The 25,536-nt window shown below is 32.5% G+C and carries 27 protein-coding genes; 21 read left to right on the top strand and 6 right to left on the bottom strand.

Annotated elements, in window-relative coordinates:
- Positions 1 to 12: 12 nt before the first annotated feature.
- Entirely contained in the window at positions 13 to 567 is a 555-nt protein-coding gene (locus AC13CQ_RS08915) for a TlpA disulfide reductase family protein (protein WP_008613387.1), read from the bottom strand.
- Positions 568 to 710: 143 nt separating this feature from the next.
- Here AC13CQ_RS08915 and AC13CQ_RS08910 point away from each other — a divergent pair, with 143 nt between their 5' ends.
- The 16 genes from AC13CQ_RS08910 to AC13CQ_RS08835 all read left to right on the top strand — a co-directional run bounded on the left by AC13CQ_RS08910 (position 711) and on the right by AC13CQ_RS08835 (position 15,405).
- Positions 711 to 1,160, top strand: coding sequence for a MarR family winged helix-turn-helix transcriptional regulator (locus tag AC13CQ_RS08910; RefSeq protein WP_474507680.1), 450 nt, complete (start codon positions 711 to 713; stop codon positions 1,158 to 1,160).
- A 50-nt stretch (positions 1,161 to 1,210) separates the two neighbouring features.
- Positions 1,211 to 1,843, top strand: coding sequence for an NAD(P)H-dependent oxidoreductase (locus tag AC13CQ_RS08905; RefSeq protein ID WP_474507267.1), 633 nt, complete (start codon positions 1,211 to 1,213; stop codon positions 1,841 to 1,843).
- Positions 1,844 to 1,894: 51 nt separating this feature from the next.
- Positions 1,895 to 2,467 carry a YceI family protein gene (locus tag AC13CQ_RS08900; RefSeq protein ID WP_474507266.1) on the top strand — a complete coding sequence of 191 codons (573 nt, stop codon included), beginning with the start codon at positions 1,895 to 1,897 and terminating at the stop codon, positions 2,465 to 2,467.
- Between the two features lie 510 nt (positions 2,468 to 2,977).
- On the top strand, positions 2,978 to 4,378 hold the full coding sequence (locus AC13CQ_RS08895; RefSeq protein ID WP_008613395.1) for an anthranilate synthase component I family protein: 1,401 nt from the start codon (positions 2,978 to 2,980) through the stop codon (positions 4,376 to 4,378).
- Between the two features lie 79 nt (positions 4,379 to 4,457).
- Entirely contained in the window at positions 4,458 to 5,021 is a 564-nt protein-coding gene (locus tag AC13CQ_RS08890; protein WP_335588365.1) for an anthranilate synthase component II, read from the top strand.
- Between the two features lie 92 nt (positions 5,022 to 5,113).
- A complete protein-coding gene (gene trpD, locus AC13CQ_RS08885) occupies positions 5,114 to 6,106 on the top strand; it encodes an anthranilate phosphoribosyltransferase (RefSeq protein WP_335588363.1) in 993 nt (330 codons plus the stop codon).
- A gap of 145 nt (positions 6,107 to 6,251) precedes the next feature.
- Entirely contained in the window at positions 6,252 to 6,614 is a 363-nt protein-coding gene (locus AC13CQ_RS08880; protein ID WP_474507265.1) for a four helix bundle protein, read from the top strand.
- Between the two features lie 71 nt (positions 6,615 to 6,685).
- A complete protein-coding gene (gene trpC, locus AC13CQ_RS08875; protein WP_474507264.1) occupies positions 6,686 to 7,474 on the top strand; it encodes an indole-3-glycerol phosphate synthase TrpC in 789 nt (262 codons plus the stop codon).
- A gap of 56 nt (positions 7,475 to 7,530) precedes the next feature.
- Complete coding sequence (locus AC13CQ_RS08870; RefSeq protein WP_008613401.1) at positions 7,531 to 8,223, top strand: phosphoribosylanthranilate isomerase; 693 nt, start codon at positions 7,531 to 7,533, stop codon at positions 8,221 to 8,223.
- A gap of 92 nt (positions 8,224 to 8,315) precedes the next feature.
- Positions 8,316 to 9,500 carry a tryptophan synthase subunit beta gene (trpB, locus tag AC13CQ_RS08865; protein ID WP_474507263.1) on the top strand — a complete coding sequence of 395 codons (1,185 nt, stop codon included), beginning with the start codon at positions 8,316 to 8,318 and terminating at the stop codon, positions 9,498 to 9,500.
- Between the two features lie 18 nt (positions 9,501 to 9,518).
- Entirely contained in the window at positions 9,519 to 10,280 is a 762-nt protein-coding gene (gene trpA, locus AC13CQ_RS08860) for a tryptophan synthase subunit alpha (protein ID WP_335588360.1), read from the top strand.
- Positions 10,281 to 10,554: 274 nt separating this feature from the next.
- Positions 10,555 to 11,175 carry a TetR family transcriptional regulator gene (locus tag AC13CQ_RS08855; RefSeq protein WP_335588359.1) on the top strand — a complete coding sequence of 207 codons (621 nt, stop codon included), beginning with the start codon at positions 10,555 to 10,557 and terminating at the stop codon, positions 11,173 to 11,175.
- Entirely contained in the window at positions 11,165 to 12,466 is a 1,302-nt protein-coding gene (locus AC13CQ_RS08850; RefSeq protein WP_474507262.1) for a TolC family protein, read from the top strand. Before AC13CQ_RS08855 ends, AC13CQ_RS08850 begins: the two co-directional genes overlap by 11 nt.
- Before the next feature lie 18 nt (positions 12,467 to 12,484).
- The gene (locus AC13CQ_RS08845) at positions 12,485 to 13,567 is read left to right on the top strand and encodes an HlyD family secretion protein (protein WP_337899910.1); all 1,083 of its coding nucleotides are present in this window, start codon (positions 12,485 to 12,487) and stop codon (positions 13,565 to 13,567) included.
- 3 nt (positions 13,568 to 13,570) lie between these two features.
- Positions 13,571 to 15,166 (top strand): DHA2 family efflux MFS transporter permease subunit, encoded by a 1,596-nt coding sequence (locus AC13CQ_RS08840; RefSeq protein ID WP_008613418.1) that lies wholly within the window; start codon positions 13,571 to 13,573, stop codon positions 15,164 to 15,166.
- Positions 15,167 to 15,264: 98 nt separating this feature from the next.
- On the top strand, positions 15,265 to 15,405 hold the full coding sequence (locus tag AC13CQ_RS08835) for a hypothetical protein (RefSeq protein WP_008613419.1): 141 nt from the start codon (positions 15,265 to 15,267) through the stop codon (positions 15,403 to 15,405).
- A gap of 97 nt (positions 15,406 to 15,502) precedes the next feature.
- On the opposite strand, the gene AC13CQ_RS08830 is transcribed toward AC13CQ_RS08835, so the two are convergent.
- Positions 15,503 to 16,099: a uracil-DNA glycosylase family protein gene (locus AC13CQ_RS08830; RefSeq protein WP_474507261.1), complete on the bottom strand. Its 597-nt coding sequence runs from the start codon at positions 16,097 to 16,099 to the stop codon at positions 15,503 to 15,505.
- 279 nt (positions 16,100 to 16,378) lie between these two features.
- Between AC13CQ_RS08830 and AC13CQ_RS08825 the strand changes: the two genes are divergently transcribed.
- Positions 16,379 to 16,507, top strand: a complete 129-nt coding sequence (locus tag AC13CQ_RS08825) for a 30S ribosomal protein THX (protein ID WP_008613422.1) — start codon at positions 16,379 to 16,381, stop codon at positions 16,505 to 16,507.
- 232 nt (positions 16,508 to 16,739) lie between these two features.
- On the opposite strand, the gene yaaA is transcribed toward AC13CQ_RS08825, so the two are convergent.
- The 3 genes from yaaA to AC13CQ_RS08810 all read right to left on the bottom strand — a co-directional run bounded on the left by yaaA (position 16,740) and on the right by AC13CQ_RS08810 (position 19,295).
- A complete protein-coding gene (gene yaaA, locus AC13CQ_RS08820; protein WP_474506983.1) occupies positions 16,740 to 17,501 on the bottom strand; it encodes a peroxide stress protein YaaA in 762 nt (253 codons plus the stop codon).
- A 172-nt stretch (positions 17,502 to 17,673) separates the two neighbouring features.
- Positions 17,674 to 18,711, bottom strand: coding sequence for an RluA family pseudouridine synthase (locus AC13CQ_RS08815; RefSeq protein WP_008613424.1), 1,038 nt, complete (start codon positions 18,709 to 18,711; stop codon positions 17,674 to 17,676).
- A gap of 14 nt (positions 18,712 to 18,725) precedes the next feature.
- The gene (locus tag AC13CQ_RS08810; protein ID WP_474506982.1) at positions 18,726 to 19,295 is read right to left on the bottom strand and encodes a PASTA domain-containing protein; all 570 of its coding nucleotides are present in this window, start codon (positions 19,293 to 19,295) and stop codon (positions 18,726 to 18,728) included.
- A gap of 138 nt (positions 19,296 to 19,433) precedes the next feature.
- Here AC13CQ_RS08810 and AC13CQ_RS08805 point away from each other — a divergent pair, with 138 nt between their 5' ends.
- The 4 genes from AC13CQ_RS08805 (at position 19,434) to AC13CQ_RS08790 (ending at position 23,690) form a co-directional block, all read left to right on the top strand.
- Positions 19,434 to 20,411, top strand: coding sequence for a D-alanine--D-alanine ligase (locus AC13CQ_RS08805; RefSeq protein ID WP_474506981.1), 978 nt, complete (start codon positions 19,434 to 19,436; stop codon positions 20,409 to 20,411).
- A gap of 162 nt (positions 20,412 to 20,573) precedes the next feature.
- A complete protein-coding gene (gene coaD / locus AC13CQ_RS08800) occupies positions 20,574 to 21,029 on the top strand; it encodes a pantetheine-phosphate adenylyltransferase (RefSeq protein WP_008613428.1) in 456 nt (151 codons plus the stop codon).
- Positions 21,030 to 21,076: 47 nt separating this feature from the next.
- Complete coding sequence (locus tag AC13CQ_RS08795; protein ID WP_474506980.1) at positions 21,077 to 23,299, top strand: PAS domain S-box protein; 2,223 nt, start codon at positions 21,077 to 21,079, stop codon at positions 23,297 to 23,299.
- Positions 23,286 to 23,690 (top strand): response regulator, encoded by a 405-nt coding sequence (locus AC13CQ_RS08790; RefSeq protein WP_008613430.1) that lies wholly within the window; start codon positions 23,286 to 23,288, stop codon positions 23,688 to 23,690. Before AC13CQ_RS08795 ends, AC13CQ_RS08790 begins: the two co-directional genes overlap by 14 nt.
- A gap of 29 nt (positions 23,691 to 23,719) precedes the next feature.
- On the opposite strand, the gene AC13CQ_RS08785 is transcribed toward AC13CQ_RS08790, so the two are convergent.
- Positions 23,720 to 25,393: a SulP family inorganic anion transporter gene (locus tag AC13CQ_RS08785; RefSeq protein ID WP_008613431.1), complete on the bottom strand. Its 1,674-nt coding sequence runs from the start codon at positions 25,391 to 25,393 to the stop codon at positions 23,720 to 23,722.
- Between the last annotated feature and the right edge of the window lie 143 nt (positions 25,394 to 25,536).

Raw genomic sequence — 25,536 nt, 5'->3', positions numbered from 1 at the left:
ATGTAGGTTAGTTTAGTTAGTAATAAAACCCTTTAGTTGATCTTCTAATTCTATAAAGGTAAAAGATTTTTCATAAAAAGAACGGTTATTTTCATTAATTATTATTGTTGCTGGAATTGCCCCCGACCAATCTTTATCTACTTTTGGAATCCAACGATTCTGTTTAGGATCATCTAAAAGAATAACATTACTTTTTAATTTATTCTTCTCTATAAATGGAACCAATACATCATCCACTTTTTTGGGAAAGTCTAGGCTTACTAAAATAACTTCTACATTTTGTCCTTTATATTTATCATAAATTTTTTCAAAACTTGGAAGCTCTTCAACACAAGGTTTACACCAAGTAGCCCAAAAATTAACTACATAAGTTTTAGTATCGTTTGTTGCTATTAACTTTTCAAAACTGTCATAATCATACACAGGTATTGTAATATCCTTAGCCTTAATAATATCTATTGGTTCTACCATATTAAAATTATTTATGGCTACTACTTTACGTTCCGAATTGGACTCTTTACAACCAAATAACACCACTATAAATACTATTGTTACTATCGTTTTCATTCTCATTATTCATTAATTAGCATCTTATAAATGTATCAATAGGAAAGACATCTCAATAAGTTTTAACAATATTTTATAAGTTAAATGTTTTGCACTTCATTCAAATCATATTACATTTGTACATACAAATATTGTAATAACAAATGAAAATTGAAGACGCTATAAAATCTAATGCTATGCCAGATGGTAGAAAAACTGCTATACATATTATGTATACAGCCAATGCCATTCAGGATAAATCGGCAGAGATTCTAAAGCCATTTGGAATTACACCCCCGCAATTTAATGTATTGCGCATTTTAAGAGGCCAAAAAGGGAAGCCTGCCAACCTTTGTAACATTCAAGAACGAATGATTAGCAAAATGAGTAATACTACTCGTTTAGTTGATAAGTTAATTACTAAAGGACTGGTAAATAGAGTTACTTGTGAAGAAAATAGGCGGAAAGTAGAAATTAGTATCACAGAGAAAGGACTAAAATTACTTTCTGAAATAGATGAGCCTATTGATCTTCAAAATGAAAATATTATAAAAAATCTATCTTCAGAAGAAATAGAGCAATTAAATAATATACTTGAAAAAATAAGAGGTTAAAAAAATTTAAAACAACAATTGTACATACAACTAATGTAAAAACAACAATCATGAGTACTTATAACAATAATTTAAATTGGCGTTATGCCACCAAAAAATTTGATGCCACCAAAAAGGTATCAGAAAAAGACCTAGAAGCTTTAAAAGAAGCTATCCAATTATCTGCTTCTTCTTATGGATTACAACCTTATAAAGTAATTATAGTTTCCGACCAAGAAACTAAAGAGAAATTAAAGCCGGTAGCTTGGAACCAGTCGCAAATTACAGATGCTTCACACATCGTTATTTTTGCTAGCATTAACAACTTTGGAGAAGACCATATCAATGATTTTATAAAAAGTGTAAGTGAAACAAGAGATTTAGCTATTGAAAATCTTCAAGGCTATTCAGATTTAATGAAAAACTCATTAATGCCTCTTCCAGAAGACATTAGAAATATATGGTCTGCAAAGCAAACCTATATTGCGCTTGGAAATTTATTGTCTGCAGCAGCAGATTTAAAAATTGACACTTGCCCGATGGAAGGTTTTGAAGCTGATAAATTTGCAGACATTTTAGGTTTAAAAGAGCTTGGCTTAACTCCTTCTGTAATTGCACCTATAGGGTACCGTTCTGAAGAAGATGAAACACAACACTATAAAAAAGTTAGAAAGTCTACAGAAGAATTATTTATCAATATTTAAAAACAATAGAATACGCAATATATTATAAAGAATTATTAAAAAAATAAACATATGAAAAATAAAATATTAAAATCAGTAACAATATTCGCAGTAGTATTAGGAACATCATCTTTTACAGAACCAGATACCAAAAAAGTAGATACCGAAAAGAGTGAAATTACTTGGAAAGGTTATAAAGTAACAGGATCTCATGAAGGTACTATTTCTTTAAAAAGCGGAGAGTTAAAATTTGATGGAGATAAACTTATAGGAGGAGAATTTGCAGTAGATATGACTACAATTGGTGCTACCGATTTAAGTGGAGAATACAAAACAAAACTAGATGGTCATTTAAAATCTAATGATTTCTTTGGTGTTGAGAATCATCCTACAGCTACTTTAGTAATTACAAAGGTAAATCCTACTGGTAAAAATTCTTACGAAGTTACTGGAGACCTAGCTATTAAAGGCAAAACAAATCCTATAACTTTTGAAATGTCTGTATACGGGAGTAAAGCTACAGCAAATTTAAAAATAGACAGAACAAAATACGATGTTCGTTACGGTTCTGGAAGTTTCTTTGACAACCTTGGGGACAAAACAATATATGATGAATTTGATTTAGTAGTAGATTTAGTATTCTAAATCAATTCATTCCCAAACCTTAAAAAAGCTGCCTCTGGGCAGCTTTTTTTTTGGCAACTTTCTAACATTCAAAAAGAATTTAGTTGTAAATACTCTTTTTAGTTTGATAAATGAAAATTGATTTCTATATTTGGTTCATCAATGAGAACAATTAGAAGAAATACTTGGTGGTGGTCTAACTTACGTAAAACGTCGTGAGGTAGCATTGCTGTGATATTTTTAAAATATACAAAAAGGCTTGTCAATCACGACAAGCCTTTTTTTTATTTAAAAAGTTACACAGAAATCAACTACCTCGAGGCAAAACCTACAGGTATTTAAAGGAAAATAATTTAATCCATTTCGACCAAGAGCCGTTCGGTAAACTAAGGACAGGCTCTGGGGATAAAAACCCTCAATGAGGAATTTAATAAAAGTTATGAAATGCCTATTAGCAGTTTTATCAAACCAAACAATGTAATAATTGATGGCATTACATCCGACTTTTAAAAAAGCAATAAAAATAAACGTATGAAAACATATCATTTAAAAACTAATTACAAACAAATACTAGCGGACACCATTACTCCTGTAAGTGTTTACTTAAAAATACGAGACCGCTATCCAAATAGTATCCTGCTAGAAAGTAGCGATTATCATGCAAACGATAACAGTTTTTCTTATATCTGTTTTAATCCAATTGCTACAATTAAGGTTGAAAACAATGTTATTTCAAAAACATTTCCAGACGGGGAATCTTCAGAAGAAAAAATCACAAAAGAGGTGCATGTGCCGTCGGTTATTGAAGATTTTACAAAGCATTTCAAAACCGATAAAACCGATTTTAAGTTTATAAACAACGGTCTTTTTGGCTACATTGCTTATGATGGGGTTCAATATTTTGAGGATCTTGAAATTTCTAAAAAACAAGATTCTTTAAATATTCCTGATATTTATTATGCAGTTTACCAAAATATAATTGCCATCAATCATTTTAAAAATGAAGCCTATATCTTTTGTCATTGTTATGATTGCGACACTAATATTGACGATATCCATCAACTTCTTCAAGCTAAAAACTTTGCTTCCTATAATTTTAATAAAGTAGGCGAGCCTACCTCTAAATTAGAAGATAACGATTATAAAAAATTAGTAGAAAATGCAAAAAAACATTGTCACAGAGGGGATGTTTTTCAATTAGTTCTTAGTCGCAGATTTGCACAAAAATTTAAAGGGGATGAATTTAATGTCTACAGAGCATTACGCTCCATAAACCCCTCCCCTTACCTGTTTTATTTTGACTATGGAAACTTTAAAATTTTCGGAAGTTCTCCAGAAGCTCAATTAATTGTAAAAGACAACAAAGCAGAAATCCATCCAATAGCGGGAACATTTAAGCGTACTGGAAACGATGAAAAAGATGCGGAATTAGCAAAACAATTGGCGGTGGACGAAAAAGAAAATAGTGAACATGTAATGTTAGTTGACTTAGCAAGAAACGACCTCAGCAGAAATGGAAATACAGTTGAAGTAGAAACCTATCGAGAAGTACAATTTTTCTCTCATGTTATTCATTTAGTCTCTAAAGTTACAGGACAGAAAAAGAAAGAAATTCCAACAATGCAAGTAGTTGCAGATACCTTTCCCGCTGGAACTCTAAGTGGAGCACCAAAATATATGGCAATGCAACTTATTGATAAATATGAAGCTACCAATCGAGATTATTATGGAGGAGCAATAGGCTTTATGGATTTTGAAGGGAATTTTAATCACGCTATTATGATCCGTACTTTTTTAAGTAAAAATCACGAGCTGTACTATCAAGCTGGCGCAGGGATTGTTTCTGAATCAAAACCAGAAAGCGAATTACAAGAAACATATAACAAATTAGGAGCTTTGAAAAAAGCTATGGAAATGGCGGAAGATATATAGCTGATAGTTTTTTGGTTATGGTAACAACAAACCATTTCCAATAAAACTTTCAACTTTAAAATTTTACAAACTTATAGAAATGAAAAAAGTATTAGTTATAGATAACTACGACAGTTTTACTTACAACTTGGTGCACTATTTAGAAGATTTAGGTTGCGAAGTAACTGTAAGAAGAAACGACCAATTAACCATAGAAGACGTGGCTCCTTTTGACAAGATTGTCCTCTCTCCAGGTCCTGGAATTCCAGAGGAAGCGGGTTTATTAAAAGAAATTATAAAAACCTATGCGCCTAGCAAAAGTATTTTTGGGGTTTGCCTAGGGCAGCAAGCTATTGGAGAAGTATTTGGTGGGAAACTCATTAATATAGATGAAGTTTACCATGGAGTGGCTACAAAAATTGAAATCACCCAAGAAGATCCTATTTATAAAGGTTTACCAAAAGAAATTGAGGTAGGAAGGTATCACAGCTGGGTAGTAGACCCTAATTTGCCCGACGTTTTAAAAGCTACTTCATATGATAAAAACGGACAAGTAATGTCTCTTACTCATACCGAATATGATGTCTGTGGAGTTCAATACCATCCTGAATCGGTTTTGACTCCAGATGGTAAAAAAATATTAGAGAATTGGCTTACTAAATAGATGTTAGAATTAAGTACAAAGTAGTTAGATTAAATATTTAAATCGATTTTTTTAAACACTAACCACTTAACTAACAACTCAATACTATTAAAATGAAAGAAATACTAAACAGACTTATAAATCACGAAACCATATCGAAAGAAGAAGCTAAAAATGTATTAGTAAATATTTCGAATGGTTCGTACAATACAAGTCAGATTGCGGCTTTTTTGACCGTTTACATGATGCGAAGCATCACTATTGAAGAATTAGAAGGTTTCCGAGATGCCCTTTTAGATTTATGCTTGGCTGTAGATTTAAAAGATTACAATGCTATAGACTTATGTGGAACTGGAGGTGATGGCAAGGACACTTTTAACATCTCAACATTGGCATCTTTTGTTACTGCTGGTGCTGGAGTACATGTTACTAAACATGGAAATTACGGAGTTTCTTCTAAATGTGGTTCTAGTAATGTAATGGAATATTTAGGAATTAAATTTTCAAACAATCAAGATTTCTTAAAAAAATCTATTGACAAAGCTGGAATCTGTATTTTACACGCGCCCCTTTTCCATCCTGCCATGAAAAATGTGGCTCCAATTAGAAAAGAATTGGCTGTAAAAACCTTTTTTAATATGCTCGGTCCCATGGTAAACCCAGCTTTTCCTAAAAATCAAATGGTAGGCGTTTTCAATTTAGAATTAGCTAGAATGTATGGCTATCTATATCAAAACACCGATAAGAATTATACCATTTTACATGCTTTAGATGGTTATGATGAAATCTCCCTGACAGGGCCTGCAAAGGCTATCCGTAATCAAACCGAGCAAATGCTTTCTGCTCAAGATTTTGGTGTAAAAGAACACACTCAAGCAGCTATTACAGGAGGAGATTCTATAGAAGCTTCCGCTAAAATTTTTGTAGATGTTTTAAGTGGAAAAGGTACAGAAGCACAAAATAATGTGGTATGTGCCAATGCAGGAATGGCCATTGCAACGGTAAAAGAACTCACTCCAATTGAAGGTTTTGAACTAGCCAAAGAATCGCTTTTAAGCGGAAAAGGAATGGAAGCGTTTAAGAAATTGAAAGATTTAACAATTTAAGGATTGAAAGATGGGAGTTGGGAGACGGAAAACGCATAGAAAATTAAAAGATTGAAGAATTGAAAGATTGAAGGACTTGATAGGTGATGGATGTCGGAAAAAACTATTATTTAAAATATGGAAACGTATAAGAAATTTAAAGATTATGACTAAATCTTTTGAAGAATTTGAAGTCTATAAAAAAGGAATCCTATTAGCTAAATTGATTTTTGAATTAGTAAACAACAAACCTTTTGAAAGAGAATTTGGATTCAAAGATCAAATAAAAAGAGCTGTAATTTCAATAACTAATAACATAGCTGAAGGATCTGAATATAATAACAACAAACAATTTATTAAATATTTGAAAATTGCAAAAGGTAGTTGTTCAGAAGTAAGAAGCAGGTTGATTTTAGCAAAAGAATTGGAATTAACATCTCCATTAGAGATTGAAAAAAGTTATTATTTAAGTATCGAAATTTCTCAAAACCTATCCAATTTCATCAAATATTTAAAAACTAAAATGTAAAGTTAAATATGCCTATATCAAATTATTCAATCTTTCAATTCTTCAATCATTAAATCTTATAAACAGAAAAAATGAACATCCTAGATAAAATAGTAGCAGATAAAAGAAATGAAGTTGCTTTAAAAAAAGAATTAATTCCTATTTCACAATTGGAGTCAAGCGTGCTCTTTGAGCGTGATTGTGTTTCTTTAGCCAATAAACTGAGCGCTAGCAACACTGGCATTATTGCCGAGCATAAACGTCGTTCTCCTTCAAAATCGGTTATCAATCAATCTTTAAACGTACAAGATGTAGCAAAAGGTTATGAAGATGCAGGAGTATGCGGCATGTCGGTTTTAACAGATGGCAAGTATTTTGGAGGCTCTTTAGATGATTTGCTATTGGCTAGAGCCGCTGTTCAAATGCCTTTATTACGAAAAGAATTTATCATCGACCCTTATCAGATAATAGAAGCTAAAGCTTTTGGTGCTGATGTAATTTTATTAATAGCAGCTATTTTAACTCGCAATGAGATAAAATCATTATCTGAAGCAGCTAAAAATTTAGGTTTAGATGTATTATTAGAGATCCATAATGAAGAAGAATTACAGAAATCTATTATGCCGAGTCTGGATATGTTAGGAGTAAACAATCGGAATTTAAAGACTTTTGAGGTGAGTTTAGACATCAGTAAAACCTTATCAGAAAAAATTCCTCACGATTTTGTAAAAGTGTCGGAAAGTGGAATTAGTTCTATTAAAGCTATAAAAGACCTACAGCAATTTGACTACAAAGGCTTCTTAATAGGCGAGAATTTTATGAAAACTGGAGATCCAGGAGCAAGTGCAAAAGAGTTTATTGGGAAATTAAAAAATTGGTAAAGCTGTAAATTTGTTAAGTAATTACCTTCAATTCTATCTCTAACTGATACAAAAAAATGGACAAATCGGATTCAAATAACACTCTCAAACCCAAACATCAACATAGAAGCGTTGAGATAGGTCTCAAAATATGTGGAATGAAATATGAAGATAATATCAGAACTATTGCAGGGTTACAACCAGATTATCTCGGGTTTATTTTTTATGAAAAATCGGCACGTTTTAATGAGGACGTTATTCCAGAATTACCAAAAAATATCAAAAAAATAGGTGTTTTTGTAAACGCAACTATTGATTATATAATTGAAAAAGTTAATCAGCATCATTTAAACGGAGTTCAATTACATGGAGATGAGTCGGTCGAATTTTGTCAAAATCTAAAAAAAGAACTTCCTCATAAAACAATAATCATAAAAGTGTTTTCTATTAAAGATGAATTTGATTTTTCAATCTTGTCTCCGTATGAAAAAATAGCCGATTATTATTTATTCGACACCAAAGGGAAACTCCCTGGAGGCAACGGATATACCTTTAATTGGGAAGTACTAAAAAATTATCCATCAGAAAAACCGTTCTTTCTAAGTGGCGGAATTGGTACAGAACACATTGAAAAAATAAAACATATCAATCCTAATCTCCCAATTCATGCTATTGATGTAAATAGTAAATTTGAAGTGGAACCTGGATTAAAAAACGCAGCACAATTAAAAGATTTTATTTCGAGATATAAAAATGTTTCTAGAGAATAGAATTGGGGACTAGGAAATTAAAAGAGATATAGTCACTACTCTTTTCCTCCCTACTTTAAACTTTAAAACATTCAACTTTACAACTAAAAAAAATGGACACATACAATGTAAACGAAAAAGGATATTATGGAGAATTTGGAGGTGCATATATTCCAGAAATGCTCTATCCAAATGTTGAAGAACTACGTCAGCAATATCTTTCAATTATGAATGAAGATTCTTTCAAGGAAGAATTCAATCAATTACTAAAAGATTATGTAGGACGCCCTTCTCCATTATATTTTGCCAAGCGATTGTCTGATAAACATGGAGCAAAAATTTATTTAAAAAGGGAAGACCTTAACCATACAGGAGCTCATAAAATAAACAATACCATCGGGCAAATATTAATGGCCAAAAAGTTAGGCAAGAAAAGAATTATTGCTGAAACAGGCGCTGGACAACATGGTGTTGCAACCGCTACTGTTTGTGCACTTATGGGTATAGATTGTGTAGTTTATATGGGAGAAATTGATATTGCTCGCCAATCTCCAAATGTGGCTCGAATGAAAATGCTTGGAGCCGAAGTACGCCCTGCCCTCTCTGGGAGTCGCACTCTTAAAGACGCCACCAACGAGGCTATTCGAGATTGGATTAACAACCCAGTAGATACGCATTACATTATTGGATCGGCTATTGGTCCACATCCATATCCAGATATGGTAACACGCTTTCAAAGCATTATTTCCGAAGAAATAAAATGGCAGCTACAAGAAAAAGAAGGTCGCCAAAATCCCGATTATGTAGTAGCTTGTATAGGTGGAGGAAGTAACGCTGCAGGTACTTATTATCATTTTTTAGATGATGAAAAAGTAGGTATCATAGCTGTAGAAGCCGCTGGAAAAGGTATTGACTCTGGGGAAAGTGCTGCTACTTCAGTTTTAGGAAAAGAAGGCATTATTCACGGATGTAAAACCCTGTTAATGCAAACTCCCGATGGGCAAATTACTGAGCCTTATTCCATTTCGGCAGGATTAGATTACCCTGGTGTTGGCCCAATGCATGCACATTTGTATAATTCGGGTCGTGGAGAATTTTTCTCTGTAACCGATGATGATGCTATGAAAGCAGGATTAGAATTATGCAAAACAGAAGGAATTATTCCTGCAATTGAAAGTTCTCATGCCTTGGCAATATTTAATCATAAAAAATTCAACCAAAATGACGTTGTTGTAATTAGTTTATCCGGTCGTGGCGACAAGGATTTAAATACATACATTGATTATTTTGATTTGTAAAACGCAAATAAGAAACAAATGAACAGAATCAGTAAAAAACTGGAAGAAAATAAAAAACTGTTATCCATCTATTTTACGGCAGGTTACCCAGCTATAGAAGATACAGTACCCGTTATAGAAGCGCTTCAAGAAAGTGGAGTTGACATGCTCGAAATCGGACTCCCATTTTCCGATCCGCTGGCAGATGGTCCTACCATACAAGCAAGCTCTACGCAGGCACTTAAAAACGGAATGACTACAGAAAAGCTTTTTCAACAACTAAAAGATATTCGCAAAACAGTCCACATTCCGTTAATTATTATGGGGTATTTCAATCCTATTTTACAATATGGTGTAGAAGCTTTTTGCCAGAAATGCTCCGATATTGGTATTGACGGACTCATTATCCCAGACCTTCCTGTAGATGTTTACCATGAGCAATATCAAGCAATATTTGAAAAACACGGACTCATAAATGTATTTTTAATTACACCGCAAACCTCAGAAGCACGGATTCGTTTTATAGATTCGGTTTCTAACGGGTTTATTTATATGGTAAGTTCTGCCAGTGTAACAGGAGCTAAAAGCAATTTTGGGGATGCTCAAAGTGAATATTTTGAAAGAATTGCGAATATGAATTTAAAAGCACCACAAATTGTTGGCTTTGGTATTAGCAATGCCGAAACTTTTAAAGCTGCCACAACACATGCCAAAGGAGCAATTATAGGCTCTGCTTTTATCAAAATGATTCAAGAAAAAGGAATTAAAGGCATTGATGCTTTTGTTAAAGGAATTCAATAAAAAAACACACTTTAATTGTAAACTCGTCTAAACGAGTTCTATTAAGAAGGTCTAGGAGTTAATTTCCTAGACCTTTTTTAACACTTTTTCTTTCTATAAAACCTCATCCTTTTACCCTTCTACAGCTAGAATTATAGTGCTTTTGCATTAAATCTTATAATTCTATTCTTAAATTTTAATTGTACTCTAACGTTATATGTTAAAATATAAATTAAACAAACGTTTAATTTAAACAATTGTTTAATTTTGCACAGAATTTCTAACATTCATTTTTATGGAGTTAAATGAGAAGCAAATAAAAATACTAGAAGTAGCAGAAAAAATGTTTGCCGAAAACGGATATGATGGCACTTCTATTAGAGCTATTGCTAAAGAGGCAGACATTAATATTGCAATGATTTCTTACTATTTTGGATCTAAAGAGAAACTACTAGAATCTCTTTTGAGCTACAAAACAGCAAACTTCACTATGGAGTTAGAATCTATTTTATCTAAAGACATAGATTACCTACAGAAAATTGATGAAATAGTTACTGTATTAGTTGCCAGAATTCATAGAAATAGACGTGTTTATAAGATTATTCACTTTGAATATTCAAATGAAACGCGTCAAATAGATTTTGAAAGTTACATTCAGATAAAGAAAAACAATTATTTAATTATTGAAGACTTTGTTAAGAAAGGACAAAAGGCAGGAGTATTCTCAAAAAAAGTAAATATCCCTTTAATAATCCCAACTGTATTAGGATCATATTTCAATTTTTATTACAACAAACGGTTCTATAAAGACATCCATCAACTGTATACCACAGATTCCTTAGATGATTTTATACACACAATTCTTACAGACCATATAAAACAAACAATAAAAGCACTATTAACTTATGAAGCGTAAAATTATATTCATATGCCTACTAGGTATTTTAGGTATTAAAAACATGCAATCGCAGGAAACCTCGCTTACGCTAGAGGAAGCTATTAAATTAGCGCTCCTAAACAGCGACGAGTCAAAAATTGCAGACACTAAAGTAAACACTGCTGGCTATGAAGTAAAAGTAGCAAAAAGCAAACGGTACCCAGATTTAAAAATTGCTGGACAATACCAACACCTTACTAAGGTTAACGCCGATATAAAATTTGATACTGGCGGACAACAAAATGGAGCTGCAGAACCAGACATTAGCAGTTTAATGCTTGGACAAGCAACTGCTTCTGTTCCTATTTTTACAGGTTTTAAACTAAATAATTTAGTAAAAGCTAGTAAAAATAATTATGAAGCGGCTACACTAGATGCTAAAAGTGATAAAGAAGATATTGCATTACAGACAGTAAATGACTACGTAAATTTATACAAAGCCCATAAAACTGTAGCGCTTATCCAAGAGAACCTAAAAAGTGCTCAACAGCGTGTAAAAGATTTCACCGCTATGGAACAAAATGGCCTTTTAGCGAGAAATGATTTATTGAAAGCTCAATTACAAGAATCTAATATTGAAGTTAGTTTAGAGGAAGCCAAAAAGAATGAAAAGATTTTAAACTTCAGCTTGGTAACTACCTTAAAAATGCCAAAAAACACTAAAATTAATATTGAAGATAATAATTTTCAACTTACTCTTGGTTCTGAGTTAAATGATAGTATTCAAAGAAGCGATTTAAGAGCATTAGAATACCGAAAAGAAGCTGCTGAAAACAATATCAAAGTAGCTCAAAGTAAATACTACCCAAGTATTTCTTTAATGGGAGGTTATGTTGCATTAGACATTAAAAATGCACTTACCATTACAGATGCTATGAATTTTGGGGTTGGAGTGTCTTATAATTTAGCTGATATTTTTAAAGCAAAAAGTGATGTTAAAGTTGCTAAAAGTCAAGCTGAAGAACTACAACATACTATAGATATGGTTCAAGATAAAATTCAGATTCAAATTGAAGATGCTACTCAAAACTACAATCTTGCCAATAAAAAATACGATGTATATCTAAAGTCTGAAGAACAAGCTATTGAAAATTATAGAATTGTAAAAGATAAATATGACAATGGATTGGTAGACACCAACGATTTACTTGAAGCAGATATTGACCAGCTTCAAGCTAAAATCAATTTGGCATATTCTAAAGCAGACATCATACAAAACTATTATGAGCTTTTAAATGCTCAAGGACAAATAAACACAGACGTACAATAATCTACTATTATCAATAAAATGGAACAAAAGAAAAAAACAAACAAGAAATTCACCCTCATTATCGGTTCTTTAATCATTATAGGAATTATATACGGTGGAATTAAAATAGTTCATTCTTTTTCTCATGAAGAAACAGATGATGCACAAATAGAAGCTAATATGAGTCCGATAATCCCTCATGTAGGTGGTTATGTTGAAAAAGTATATGTGAGCGATAATGAAAAAGTTAAAAAAGGAGATACACTTTTCACTATTAATGATCAAGATTATATGGTACAGTTAGAGCAAGCAAAAGCTGCGCTAGCAGGAGCCGAGAGTCAATTAATAGTAGCAAAAGCAAGTATTGGTTCTTACCAAGCTAATGTAGCTACTTCTAATGCGCAAGTAAACTCTGCAGAAGGAAATTTAGAGAATGCAAAAATTACTTTATGGAGAGCAGAAAATGACTTTAAACGTTATGAGAATTTATATAAAAATCACTCTATAACCGAACAACAATACGAAGAGGCGCTTGCTGCTAAGCAATCCGCAGAGAAACAATTAGAAGTATTAAAAAGTCAGCAAAACGCAAGTGCTAGTCAACGTAAAGCTGCGGTTTCTCAAACAGAAATTTCAGAAAAACAAGTGGCAGTTGCCGAAGCAAATGTAAAAAGTGCACAAGCACAATTAGATGCTGCGAGACTAAACTTAAGTTACACTTTTGTTACTGCGCCTATAGACGGACAATTATCTAACGTTGATTTACAAGAAGGGCAATTTGTTCAACCAGGACAATCGTTATTTTATCTAGTAAATACTAACGATAAATGGGTGGTAGCAAACTTCAAAGAAACCCAATTAGAAAAAATGAGTATTGGGCAAAAAGTAACTATAGAAGTAGATGCTTATCCTGGAGAAGAATTCAATGCGGTAATTACTGCTTTCTCTCCAGCAACAGGAGCTAAATTTTCTTTATTACCTCCAGATAATGCTTCAGGAAACTTTGTTAAAACAATACAACGTCTTCCAGTTAAAATAGATTTTTCAAAAGATAACGACACTGAAAAACTAGCAAAATTACGTTCAGGAATGAATGTTTTGGTAGATGTTCATTTAAAATAAGTTATGGCAGAAGCACAAGTTCAAGTTCAAGACGAAGACAGTTTAGTAGAATATGGTTTTACTAGGGTCATAATAACCATTACGGCTATTCTTTGTGCCCTTCTAGAAATTATTGACACTACAATTGTTAACGTTGCATTAAACGACATGAGAGGTAGCTTAGGGGCTTCTCTTACAGATATTGCCTGGGTTATTACGGCCTATGCAATTGCAAACGTAATTATTATCCCAATGACCAGTTGGTTGTCTAAACAATTTGGGAGACGTAATTACTTTGCAGCTTCAATTATAATATTTACTGCAGCATCCTTTTTGTGTGGAAATGCAACAAATTTATGGGAACTAGTAGCTTTCCGATTCATACAAGGTATGGGAGGCGGAGCATTACTAGTTACGGCCCAAACAATTATTACAGAAACGTACCCTGTTGCAAAAAGAGGAATGGCACAAGCTATTTATGGAATGGGAGTAATTGTTGGTCCTACATTAGGACCTCCATTAGGTGGTTATTTAGTAGATAATTTCTCTTGGCCATATATATTTTATATCAATGTGCCTATTGGAATTATTGCCACATTTTTAACCATTATATATATTAAAAGTCCAAAGTATGGAGAAAAGCTAAAAGCAAGTCAAGTAGACTGGTGGGGTATTATCTTTCTAGCTTCTTTTATTGGTTCCTTGCAATATATTTTAGAGCACGGACAACAAGACGATTGGTTTGCAGATACCACTATAATAATACTAACTATTGTATCTGGTCTAGGATTGTTATTATTTATATGGAGAGAACTTGTATATGAACACCCAATTGTAAACCTCAGAGTTTTAAAAGATTACAACCTAAGAATCGGTACTATTTTAACATTTATTCTTGGTTTTGGTTTGTATGGTTCTACCTTTATTATTCCAATTTACACCCAATCTATTTTAGGATGGACAGCCACCGATGCTGGTTTACTACTAGTTCCAAGTTCTGTTACCACCGCACTAATGATGCCTATTATTGGTAAACTTTTAGAGCGTGGAGTTCCACAAAAATACTTAGCAGCCATTGGGTTTGTAGTATTCTTTATTTATAGTTATTGGATGTATAACATGATGACTCCAGATACTGGTTCCGAACATATGTTTTGGCCTCTAGTAGCGCGTGGATTTGGGTTAGGATTACTATTTGTTCCAATAACAACCTTATCTCTTTCTACATTAAGAGGAAAAGACATTGGAGAAGGTGCCGCATTTACAGGGATGATGAGACAATTAGGGGGATCTTTTGGGATTGCAATTATCACTACGTTTGTTGCCAGATTAAGTCAGCAACACCGAGTGGACTTATTACCAAACCTCTCAAAAATTGATTTTAAAGTACAGGAGCGATTGCAAGCGTATCAACAAATGTTTATGTCGAAAGGTTTTAGTGTAAACGAATCTTTAGATAAAGCATATCAATTAATGGAAGGAAGTATTACCTTACAAAGTACGGTATTGTCTTACATGGATATATTTTTATATTTGGGGATTCTATTTCTAATTTGCGTTCCTTTTGTATTAATGATTAAAAAAGGTAAAGGCAAAGTTGATGCTTCAGCAATGCACTAACTATTTAAATGTTAAACCATTAACAATAACTTACAATTGTTTTAAGAGCCTTTTCCCAAGTTCATTTGTATCTTTAAGTAAACTAAAAAAAAGAAATTATGAGCACTATTAAAGATAAAAAATGGAAAAGAAAACAAGAACAAACAAATCCTACAAACCCAACGGGAAATAGGAATATAGATACTAATAAGTTTGATATTGATGAGAAAACCATCAAAGATCAACAGAATAAAAAATAAAATCCCCCAATAATTTGTACCGATAATCAATTAATTATCATACAAAATATTTAATATACTGAAGCACTCTAAAATCAATAGTATTGAGATTAGGGTGCTACTTTTTAAGTGCTTTATATTCTGGTTTAGCTCCCACCGCCCTATTTGCCGCTCCCGATGGGGCTGTTAATGAAACTGTTTTTATATTTCGATTCCCAATTTTAAATTGATACTCACGAGGTACATCCGAAGAAATAGTTTCTAATTTTATTCCTTTATCCTTTAATTGCTTCCTAAAAAGATATTCAGGACCATTTTTACTATTTCCTCCCATAAATAAAATGGTATCAATAGTAGGATTTTCTTTTAAATAAAAAATCAAATCCCGGCATTCTATATTCTTCATCCCCAAATCTGACGCGTCTATTTGTTCTCTTTCTGCGGAAGCAACTATATCACAAATCCCAATTTGATAGGCTGCCAAAAATAATTTACGCTGCTGTATAGCTTCTTCCGTAGTTTCAAAAACTAAATTCAAACTGAAGATTCTATTTAAAATGGGCCACAAATATCCATCTCTACTTCCGTAAGAAAAATCTACATCGCCTTCTTTAAACACTTTTTCCGTAAATCTTGGCGGAGGTAATGTTCCTACAATTAATTTAGTTGCATTTTTAGGAATAAATGGGGAATAAGGATGTGTATGAAGAAACATATTTTTTAATTTATTGTTGTCCGATAAAAGCTAACAGAATTTATTGGACTCCACTTATATCAAGGTTCAAAATGAGATTTTCAAGATAGACCCTTGCTATTAATAAAAAAGTTTTTTTAGTAATGTTGCTTTTTTAAACTACATATTTTAAGATAGTTAAAATTTAGTCTTTGTTCTTTTTCTTACAGCGAAGCGGTCTTATATTTTTACTCGGACATTAATGATTTTAATTAGAAGGACAAATTAAGTAACTTTAGTCAAATTTTAAATGAAAACGTAATGGGAAAAGGAGATAAAAAAACAAAACGCGGAAAAATAAGTAGAGGAAGCTACGGAGTAAGACGCAGAAGAAAAATTAAAAAGCAAACTCCTGTAGAAGAAAGAATAAGTGTAGACACTAAAAAATAGTTATAATAATCAAAGGTTTAAAAGCAATGTACAGTTGCCGAACTGAGCTTGTCGAAAGGAGCTTGTCGAACTGAGCTTGTCGAAGTTTCAAGCAACTAACTCTTAAAAACATCCTTCGACAAGCTCAGGGTGACATATAGAACTTAAACACTTTATACACCTTTCAATAGGTGTGTTTTTCAATTTTATTAGTATGATTTTGTTAGATTAAAACACCCAAATAGTGGTACTTTTACCTCACAAAAACTAATTCATTTTTCTTTTTAGTGTATTCTTCACTAAACGAATATCCGTCGTAATTAAAGCCTTTTAAATCTTCAATGGTTTTAGCATCGGTATCTACAATATACCTAACCATAGAGCCTCGAGCCTTTTTGGCAAAAAAGCTAATTATTTTTAGTTTGTCATTCTTCCAATCTTTAAAAACTGGAGTAATCACAGGAACTTTCAATGCTTTTTCATCAACAGCACCAAAATATTCATTACTAGCTAAATTTAAGAAAAGTTCGTCTTCCGAAAGTTCTTCATTGAGTTTTGCTGTCACTTTTTTCTTCCAAAACTCATAGAGATTTTTATTTTTTCCTACAGTTAATTTCGTTCCCATTTCCAAACGATACGCTTGCATTAAATCTAATGGTTTTAATACCCCATAGAGTCCGCTTAAAATTCGTAATCTATCTTGAAGAATAGACAATTTTTCTTTCGGAATATTATAAGCATCCAACCCAGTATACACATCTCCATTAAAAGCAAAAACTGTTGGTCTTGCATTTTCAGGAGTAAAGGGTGTTGTAAAATCTTGATTCCGTTGCCAGTTTAAATCTGCTAACTTATCAGAAATACTCATCAGCTCAGAAAGTTTTTTAGGCGATTTCTTTTGGAGCACCGTATTCAACTTTTCAGCTTCTGGTAAAAAATCGGGTTGTGTATATTTTTCTGTAGGCAATTTTGATTCGAAATCTAACGACTTTGCTGGCGATACAACTATCTTCACGTATATAGGATTTTAATTATTCAACTTCTATTTCAAAGTTAAAGATACAATCTATGTTTTACTTTTTTCAGTTTATAGATTCAGTGTTTTCTATTGATAGATTAGTAAAATTTATAATGCCTTTATAGTCTAGGCATAAGCACTCAGGTAAGCGCCTCCATATTTATATTGCTTATTCGGTAATTTCTTGATGTTTGGCATAGCCTCTCCACTTTTCTATACATTCCTGCATATCTTCTGGAATTTCAGTATCAAAACTTAGAAATTTTCCTGTTACAGGGTGTTCAAAACCAAGTGTTTTAGCATGCAATGCCTGCCTTGGTAAAATTTTAAAGCAATTTTCTACAAATTGTTTATACTTACTAAATGTAGTTCCTTTTAATATTTTTTCACCTCCATAACGTTCGTCATTGAACAAAGTGTGTCCAATATACTTCATATGAGCTCGTATTTGGTGAGTCCTTCCAGTTTCTAATTTACAAGAAACTAAGGTAACATATCCAAAACGCTCCAACACTTTAAAATGTGTAATTGCTTCTTTTCCATTATCTCCTTCAGGAAAAACCGTCATTTGCAAACGGTTTTTGGGATGCCTCCCAATATGCCCTTCCACAGTTCCCTCTTCTTCCTCTATATTCCCCCAAACTAATGCAACATATTCCCGTTCACTAGTTTTATTAAAAAACTGTTTAGATAGATGCGCTAACGCCTCTTCTGTTTTGGCTACAACCAAAAGTCCGCTAGTATCTTTATCTATTCTATGTACCAATCCTGGGCGCTCATTGCTATTCATCGGAAGGTTTTCGAAATGATAAATAAGTGCATTTATTAAAGTTCCAGAGTAATTTCCATGTCCAGGATGCACCACCATTCCTGCAGATTTATTTACCACCAAAAGGGTATCATCTTCATAAACTACATCTAAAGGAATGTTTTCTGGAGTTAATAAATATTCATGTGGAGGATGTTCAAAAAGTACTTTAACCTCATCATTCGCTTTAACCTTATGATTTGATTTTACGGCAGTTCCATTTACATAAATATTCCCATTTTTTGCTGCTTGCTGAATTTTATTACGGGTTGCATTTTCAATAAAATTCATTAAAAACTTATCCACCCGTAAAGGCTCCTGCCCTTTTCCAGCAGTAAAACTATAATGCTCGTAAAGTTCGTCGTCTTGGTTAAAATCGTCTTGCGTTTCCTCTATCATTTTAATTTCTGCTATTATTCTACAACAACTTCGGCATTGTTTCCATTTCCGCAAACCAACTCCACTTCTGTTGTTTTTGGCAACTGATGTCCTGGTAAAATATTCTCCCCTTCATAACGTACATAATACACCATATCTTTACCAATTTCATTGATGTAAGAAACTTTTCCCACATTAAGACCAACAGCTTTAAGCATGGACTCTGCATTACGTTTGGTTACTTGCATAACATTAGGAACAATTACTTTTCTATAACCAGAGGGATTTATGGTTAAATAGATTTTCCTCCCTTCCTTCACCTCATTATTTGCTTTCGGACTTTGTTCAATAACCGAAAATCGAGGATAATCTGGATTGTAATTAGTAGAATCTAACACTGCGTAATTTAAATTTGCTTTGTCCACAATTTCTTCTACTTCTCTCAAAGATTTTTTAGATAAATCTGGCACCAATACAAACTCTCCATGGTTGGTGGTTATTTTTAAATACTGAAGTGTTAATATTACTAAAACAACGATTGCTAAAACAGCCAATCCTATTTGTTTTAAAAAAGTCTTACTTGTTATAAATTTTATAAAGCTCATGGTTTTTTATTATTCAGCAAAGATATAAAAACTAGACACCTAATTTTATTTCTATTTGTATTTAGGTTTAAAGTATTTTTTTGATTGAAATTATTAATACTTTTGAATAACGTTAAATTCCCTTTTATAATATTTAAAATGAAGAAAAATATAGGTGTAGTTATGGGGGGGTACTCTTCTGAGTACCAAATTTCCTTAAAAAGCGGTGATGTAGTCTGTAAACATTTAGACCCTGAAAAATATAATGTATATAGAATCCATATATTAAAAAACAAATGGGTTTATGTTGCTGAAGATGGGACGGAAATCCCAATTAACAGAGGAAATTTCACCATTACATCAGAAGGAAACACAATTGAATTTGATTGTATTTTTAATGCCATACATGGAACTCCAGGAGAAGATGGATACTTACAAGGTTATTTAAAACTCTTGGAAATTCCACATACTTCTTGCCCAATGTATCAAGCAGGGCTTACTTTTAATAAACGGGATTGCTTGGCTACATTAAAACCTTTTGGAATAAAATGTGCATCTTCCTATTATATAAACAAAGGGCAACCTATTAATGAAGATGAAATTATAGCAAAAGTTGGACTTCCTTGTTTTGTAAAAGCAAATAAAGCAGGTTCTAGCTTTGGAGTTTCAAAAGTGCATACTAAAGAAAATTTAGCGGCGGCTATAGAAGTTTCTTTCAAAGAAGATGACGAAATTATTATCGAGTCTTTTCTAGATGGAACAGAAGTTTCTGTTGGTGTTATTACCTATAAAGGAGAAGTAACTGTTTTACCTATTACTGAGATTGTTTCTGAAAACGATTTCTTTGATTATGAAGCAAAATACCAAGGGAAATCTCAAGAAATTACGCCTGCACGAATTAGTGATGAAATGACACAAAAGGTTACAGAAGTTGCTAAAAAAGTATACAATACACTAAAAATGAAAGGTTTTAGTCGCAGTGAATATATTTTTGTTGACGGAGAACCCTATCTTTTAGAAGTAAATACCATTCCAGGAATGACCACCGAAAGTATTTTACCACAGCAAGCTGCAAAAGCTGGAATTTCTCTAAATGAGTTATTCAACAATGCAATAGAAGAGGCGTTTAAAGCATAAAGAGAATTCTTAAAATAACTAATTTATAATCCCGACTACTTATAATAGAGTCGGGATTAAAATTATCTCCTCTCCACTTTCCTGTTTTATTTTAACAGTTATTCCAAAATCAATTTCCCTATATTTACATAGCTATTACTCAATTTTTGTAAAAACATTACGATGCGAAGAGCTATTTTCCCAGGGTCTTTTGACCCAATAACATTAGGTCACTACGATATTATTACACGTGGAATTACCCTTTTTGACGAATTGGTTATTGCCATTGGTATAAATGCTGAAAAAAATTATATGTTCACTCTAGAAGAAAGAAAGCATTTTATTGAAGAAGCTTTTAGGAATCAGCCAAGAATAAAAGTAATGACATACGAAGGCTTAACAGTTGATTTCTGCAAAAAAATTGATGCGCAATTTATTTTGCGTGGATTGAGAAATCCAGCAGATTTTGAATTTGAAAAAGCCATTGCACATACAAATCGAAAATTATCTGAAATTGAAACTGTATTTTTATTAACTTCCTCTGGAAAAAGTTACATTTCTTCTTCTATTGTAAGAGATGTAATAAGGAATAATGGAGATTATACTGGCTTAGTTCCAGAAACCGTTAGAGTGAAATAATTTACACCCAACAATAAATCCCCTAAATAACCCTACTATTTAAATTTATGACGAACCTACTTACCATGGAACAATGTCCAGCCCCAATGGCCTTGTTCGATAAAAAGCTTTGCTTACTAACAGCATCCAATGCTTGGTATGACTTCTTTTCAATCTCAAAAGAAAGTATTGATAAAAAATTGTTTTTTGAGATACTTCAGAAAAAAAGTTCCTCTTTAAGCAATGCACTTCTATATGCTCAAAACACCTCTGAAATAATTGAGAGCGAAGATTTTTTTTACAAATCTCAAAATATAGCGGTATGGTTTCTGTATAAAATTCAAGCTTCTGAAGATGGTTTTTTAGTGTATTTAGAAGACATTTCAGCAAAAAAAGAAAATGAAAAAAATAAAATTTTTCTAGCACAAACAAGTAGAGTTGCATGTATAGGAACTTGGTTTTTTGATGTTGAAAATGATATCCTAGAATGGTCTCCAATTACAAGAGAAATTTTTGAAGTTCCGTCCAATTTTATTCCAACAATAGAAAAAACTTTTAGCTTTTTTAAAGAAGGAATTCATATAGAAAAGGTTATTAACAGTATTAATAACGCAATAGAAAAGGGCACTTCATTTGATTACGAAGTATTAATAGTTACTCAAAAAGAGAATGAAAAATGGGTGCGTTTTCGTGGAGATGTTGAGCAAGAAAATGGACATACAAAAAAGATTTATGGAACCTTAAAAGATATAGATCACAAAAAAAATACAGAACTTCAATTAGCGCTCAAAGAGAAACAAATAAAAAGTACCAAAAGAGCCCTATCAGAAAATAAACAGGTTTTTAAAAGTATTTTTAATTCTACTTTTCAATTTACAGGCTTTTTAAATATAAAAGGAAGACTTATAGATATTAATGAACCTGCATTAAGTTTTGGAGGTTTACAATCTGAAGACGTTATAAATAAATATTTCTGGGACACTTATTGGTGGAAAAGTTCTGATAAAGAACAGAAGAAACTGAAGAGAAACTTCAAAAAAGCGGCAAAAGGAGAATTTATAAGGTATGAAGCCAAAGTTCTAGATAAAAATAAAGAAACTGTTTATGTAGATTTTTCATTGAAACCTGTTTTTGATGAAAAAAAACGAGTAAACTTTTTAATTGCTGAAGGAAGAATTATCCAAGAAATGGTGGAAGCTAGAAAAAAACTTAAAGAAAGTGAAAAGCTCCATAAAACGCTATTAGAACTCTCCCCAACAGGACTCGTGTTAAATGATGCCTTATCTGGAGAATTTCTAGACATGAATAACTCTTTTAAAAACAGTACGGGTTACACAACTCAAGAACTTTTAAAAATGACCCACCTCGATGTGGTTCCAAAAGATGAAAAAAACAAAGAACTTCGAGCTTTAAAAGAGGTATTAAACAATGGAAAATATGGCCCTTATGAGGGGCATTATCTAAATAAAAATAACGAATTAGTCCCTACTTTAAATACCCGAGTTTTAATTACCAATTCTTCAGGGAGGAAGCTTATCTGGTCCGTAATTCAAGATATTACACATATCAAAGAAAAAGAGGAAGAACTTCTGGAGGTTATTAATGTAGCAAGTGAACAAAACAATAGACTCCTAAATTTTGCCCATATTGTTTCTCACAACCTACGTTCTCACGCTTCAAATTTCTCTATGTTAATAGAGCTTTTAGGAGTAGAAGAAGACGTTTTCAAAAAGGTGGAAATTATAGAGATGCTAAACTCTGCTTCTAGCAATATGTTAGAGACTATAGCTAACCTCAACGAGATTATTGCTATTAATACTAACTTGAATATTAAAACAGAAACTGTAAATTTAAAAGAAGAAATTGACGAAGCTTTTACAAATATTAGCGAACTCATAAAAGGAACATTTACAGAAGTAGAAAATAATATTCCAGAAAATGTTAATATAAATGTTGTTAAAGCATATTTAGAGAGCATTTTATTGAATATCTTCACTAATGCAATTAAGTACAAGGCTCCAAAAAGATATCCTAAAATTACAATAAATTGCGAACACGTAAAAGGTTTTACAATTTTAAGCGTTACAGATAATGGTTTAGGGATAGATTTAGAAAAACACGGTCATAAACTCTTTGGAATGTATAAAACTTTTCATGGAAATAGAGATGCTCGTGGAATAGGTCTCTTTATCACTAAAAATCAAATTGAAGCCATGAAAGGTAAAATTGAAGCCGAAAGCGAACTTGATAAAGGAACAACATTTAAAATATACTTCAATGAAAACTATTAATGCCATTTGTTTAATCGACGATGATCCGATTACAATCTTCAGCGTTAAAAAACTCATAGAGGTAACCAAGATTACGCAGCAAGTAATTTCGTTTAACAACGGAATCGAAGCACTAGATTATTATAAAAATACGAGTACAGAATTATTCCCTACGCTTATTTTACTAGATTTAAATATGCCTATTATTGATGGATGGGAATTTATTGATGCTTTTAGCAAACTAGAAATTAGCAAAAAAACATTCATCTACATTTTAACCTCTTCCATTAATCCAGAAGACATTAAAAAAGTAGATGAATACGATAAGAAACACCCTTTTTCTATCAAGCATTTAATTAAACCAGTTACTAAAGAAAAATTAAACGAATTGGCTATATCTATATGTAATTAGCAAGGGTTTAAATATATGTTTGTATGATTTTACTCCTCTTCAATAAGTTTATATTCTGAAAGCGACTTCGGAAATTTCTCTGGATTTGCTGCTAAATGATACCTCGGATCGTTTACAGCAACCACTATTACCTCTCTAAATTTAGGAGACGATTTATACAAGAGTGCTTTACAATCTTCACTTAAATGCTTCAGTTTTATTGTCTTTCCTGCTGCTTCATATTTTTCAACAATATTATAAATTGCCTCAATAGCAGAATGGTCGCTTACTCTAGATTCTACAAAATCAATTTCGATGTTATCAGGATCGCCTTTAACATCAAATTTTTCATTAAAAGCAGCAATTGATCCGAAGAATAAAGGTCCCCAGATTTCATATACTTTAGTTCCGTCATCTTTAAAACGCTTACGAGCTCTAATTTTCTTGGCATTTTCCCAAGCAAATACTAAAGCAGAGATAATTACACCTACAAATACTGCAATTGCCAAATCGTAAATAACAGTAACAGCAGACACTATTACTAAAACAATAGCATCAGATTTTGGTATTTTTCTAATAATTCTAAAGCTAGACCATGCAAAAGTTTCAATTACCATCATAATCATTACTCCTACCAAAGCTGCAATTGGCACTTGTTCAATATATTTATCTGTAAACAATATAAAAGTTAATAATGTCAATGCCATCATTACTCCAGACAAGCGTCCTCTTCCTCCAGCATTAATATTAATAACAGTTTGTCCAATCATACCGCAACCTCCAGTTCCACCAAAAAGTCCGCTAAGCATATTACCTGCTCCTTGCGCTATACATTCTCTATTTCCATTCCCTCGTGTCTCGGTTAATTCGTCCACCAAATTCATCGTCATCAGAGACTCTATTAAACCTACACAAGCCGCTAAAAATGCATATGGAAGTATAAAACTAAGCGTATCTAAATTAAACGGAAGATTTTGCCATAATTCCATATTTGGCGTAGGCAATTCTCCTTTTAATCCAGTTCCACCACCTTCTATAATATAAGAACCTACTGTACTTACATCCATTCCACTAACCACCACAATAGCAGTTGTAATTAAAATAGCCGTTAAAGATGCTGGTATTTTTTTTGTAATTCTAGGTAACAACCAAATAACTCCCATGGTGAGTAAAACAAGCCCAATCATAGTATACAATTCAGTTCCTTCCATTGGAATATTGATGTATTTTTTAACGCCTTCTGCTGTTACTTCAAGCTTTTTATGCGTAAACATTTTTACCTGTGCTATAAAAATAACAATAGCCAAGCCGTTAACAAACCCCATCATTACAGGGTGAGGAATTAATCGTACAAACCTTCCTAGCTTAAAAATTCCTGCAACAACTTGAAAAACTCCCATCATAACCACGGCAGCTAGCAAGTAGTAGTACCCCATATTTTCAACGGGTACATCAAACATCATCCCTTTTGTATGTCCTTCAGAAATCATAGTAACAAAAATAACTGCTACCGCTCCTGCAGCTCCAGAAATCAATCCTGGTCTTCCTCCAAAAATAGCTGTAATTAATCCGATTATAAAAGCCCCCGAAAGTGCTACCAATGGATCTATTTGCGCAACAAAAGCAAATGCTACAACTTCTGGAATCATGGCTAAAGAAACCGTGATTCCCGCTAAAACATCGTCCTTTGCATTTGGAACTATCTTTCTAATAAACTCAGTCATAATACTATATTCTTCTTAGTAGGGTTAAAAAAGTCACTTCTCTATTTATGAGGATGTTAACTTTTAAAGAGTGCAAAACTACTCCAAATTTTCAGTTAGACAAATAGATCACACTACTATATTGTTATAGAATTCATATTTTT

The organism is Galbibacter sp. L-19 (assembly GCF_056857615.1).
This window is presented reverse-complemented; position numbering and strand designations above follow the sequence as displayed.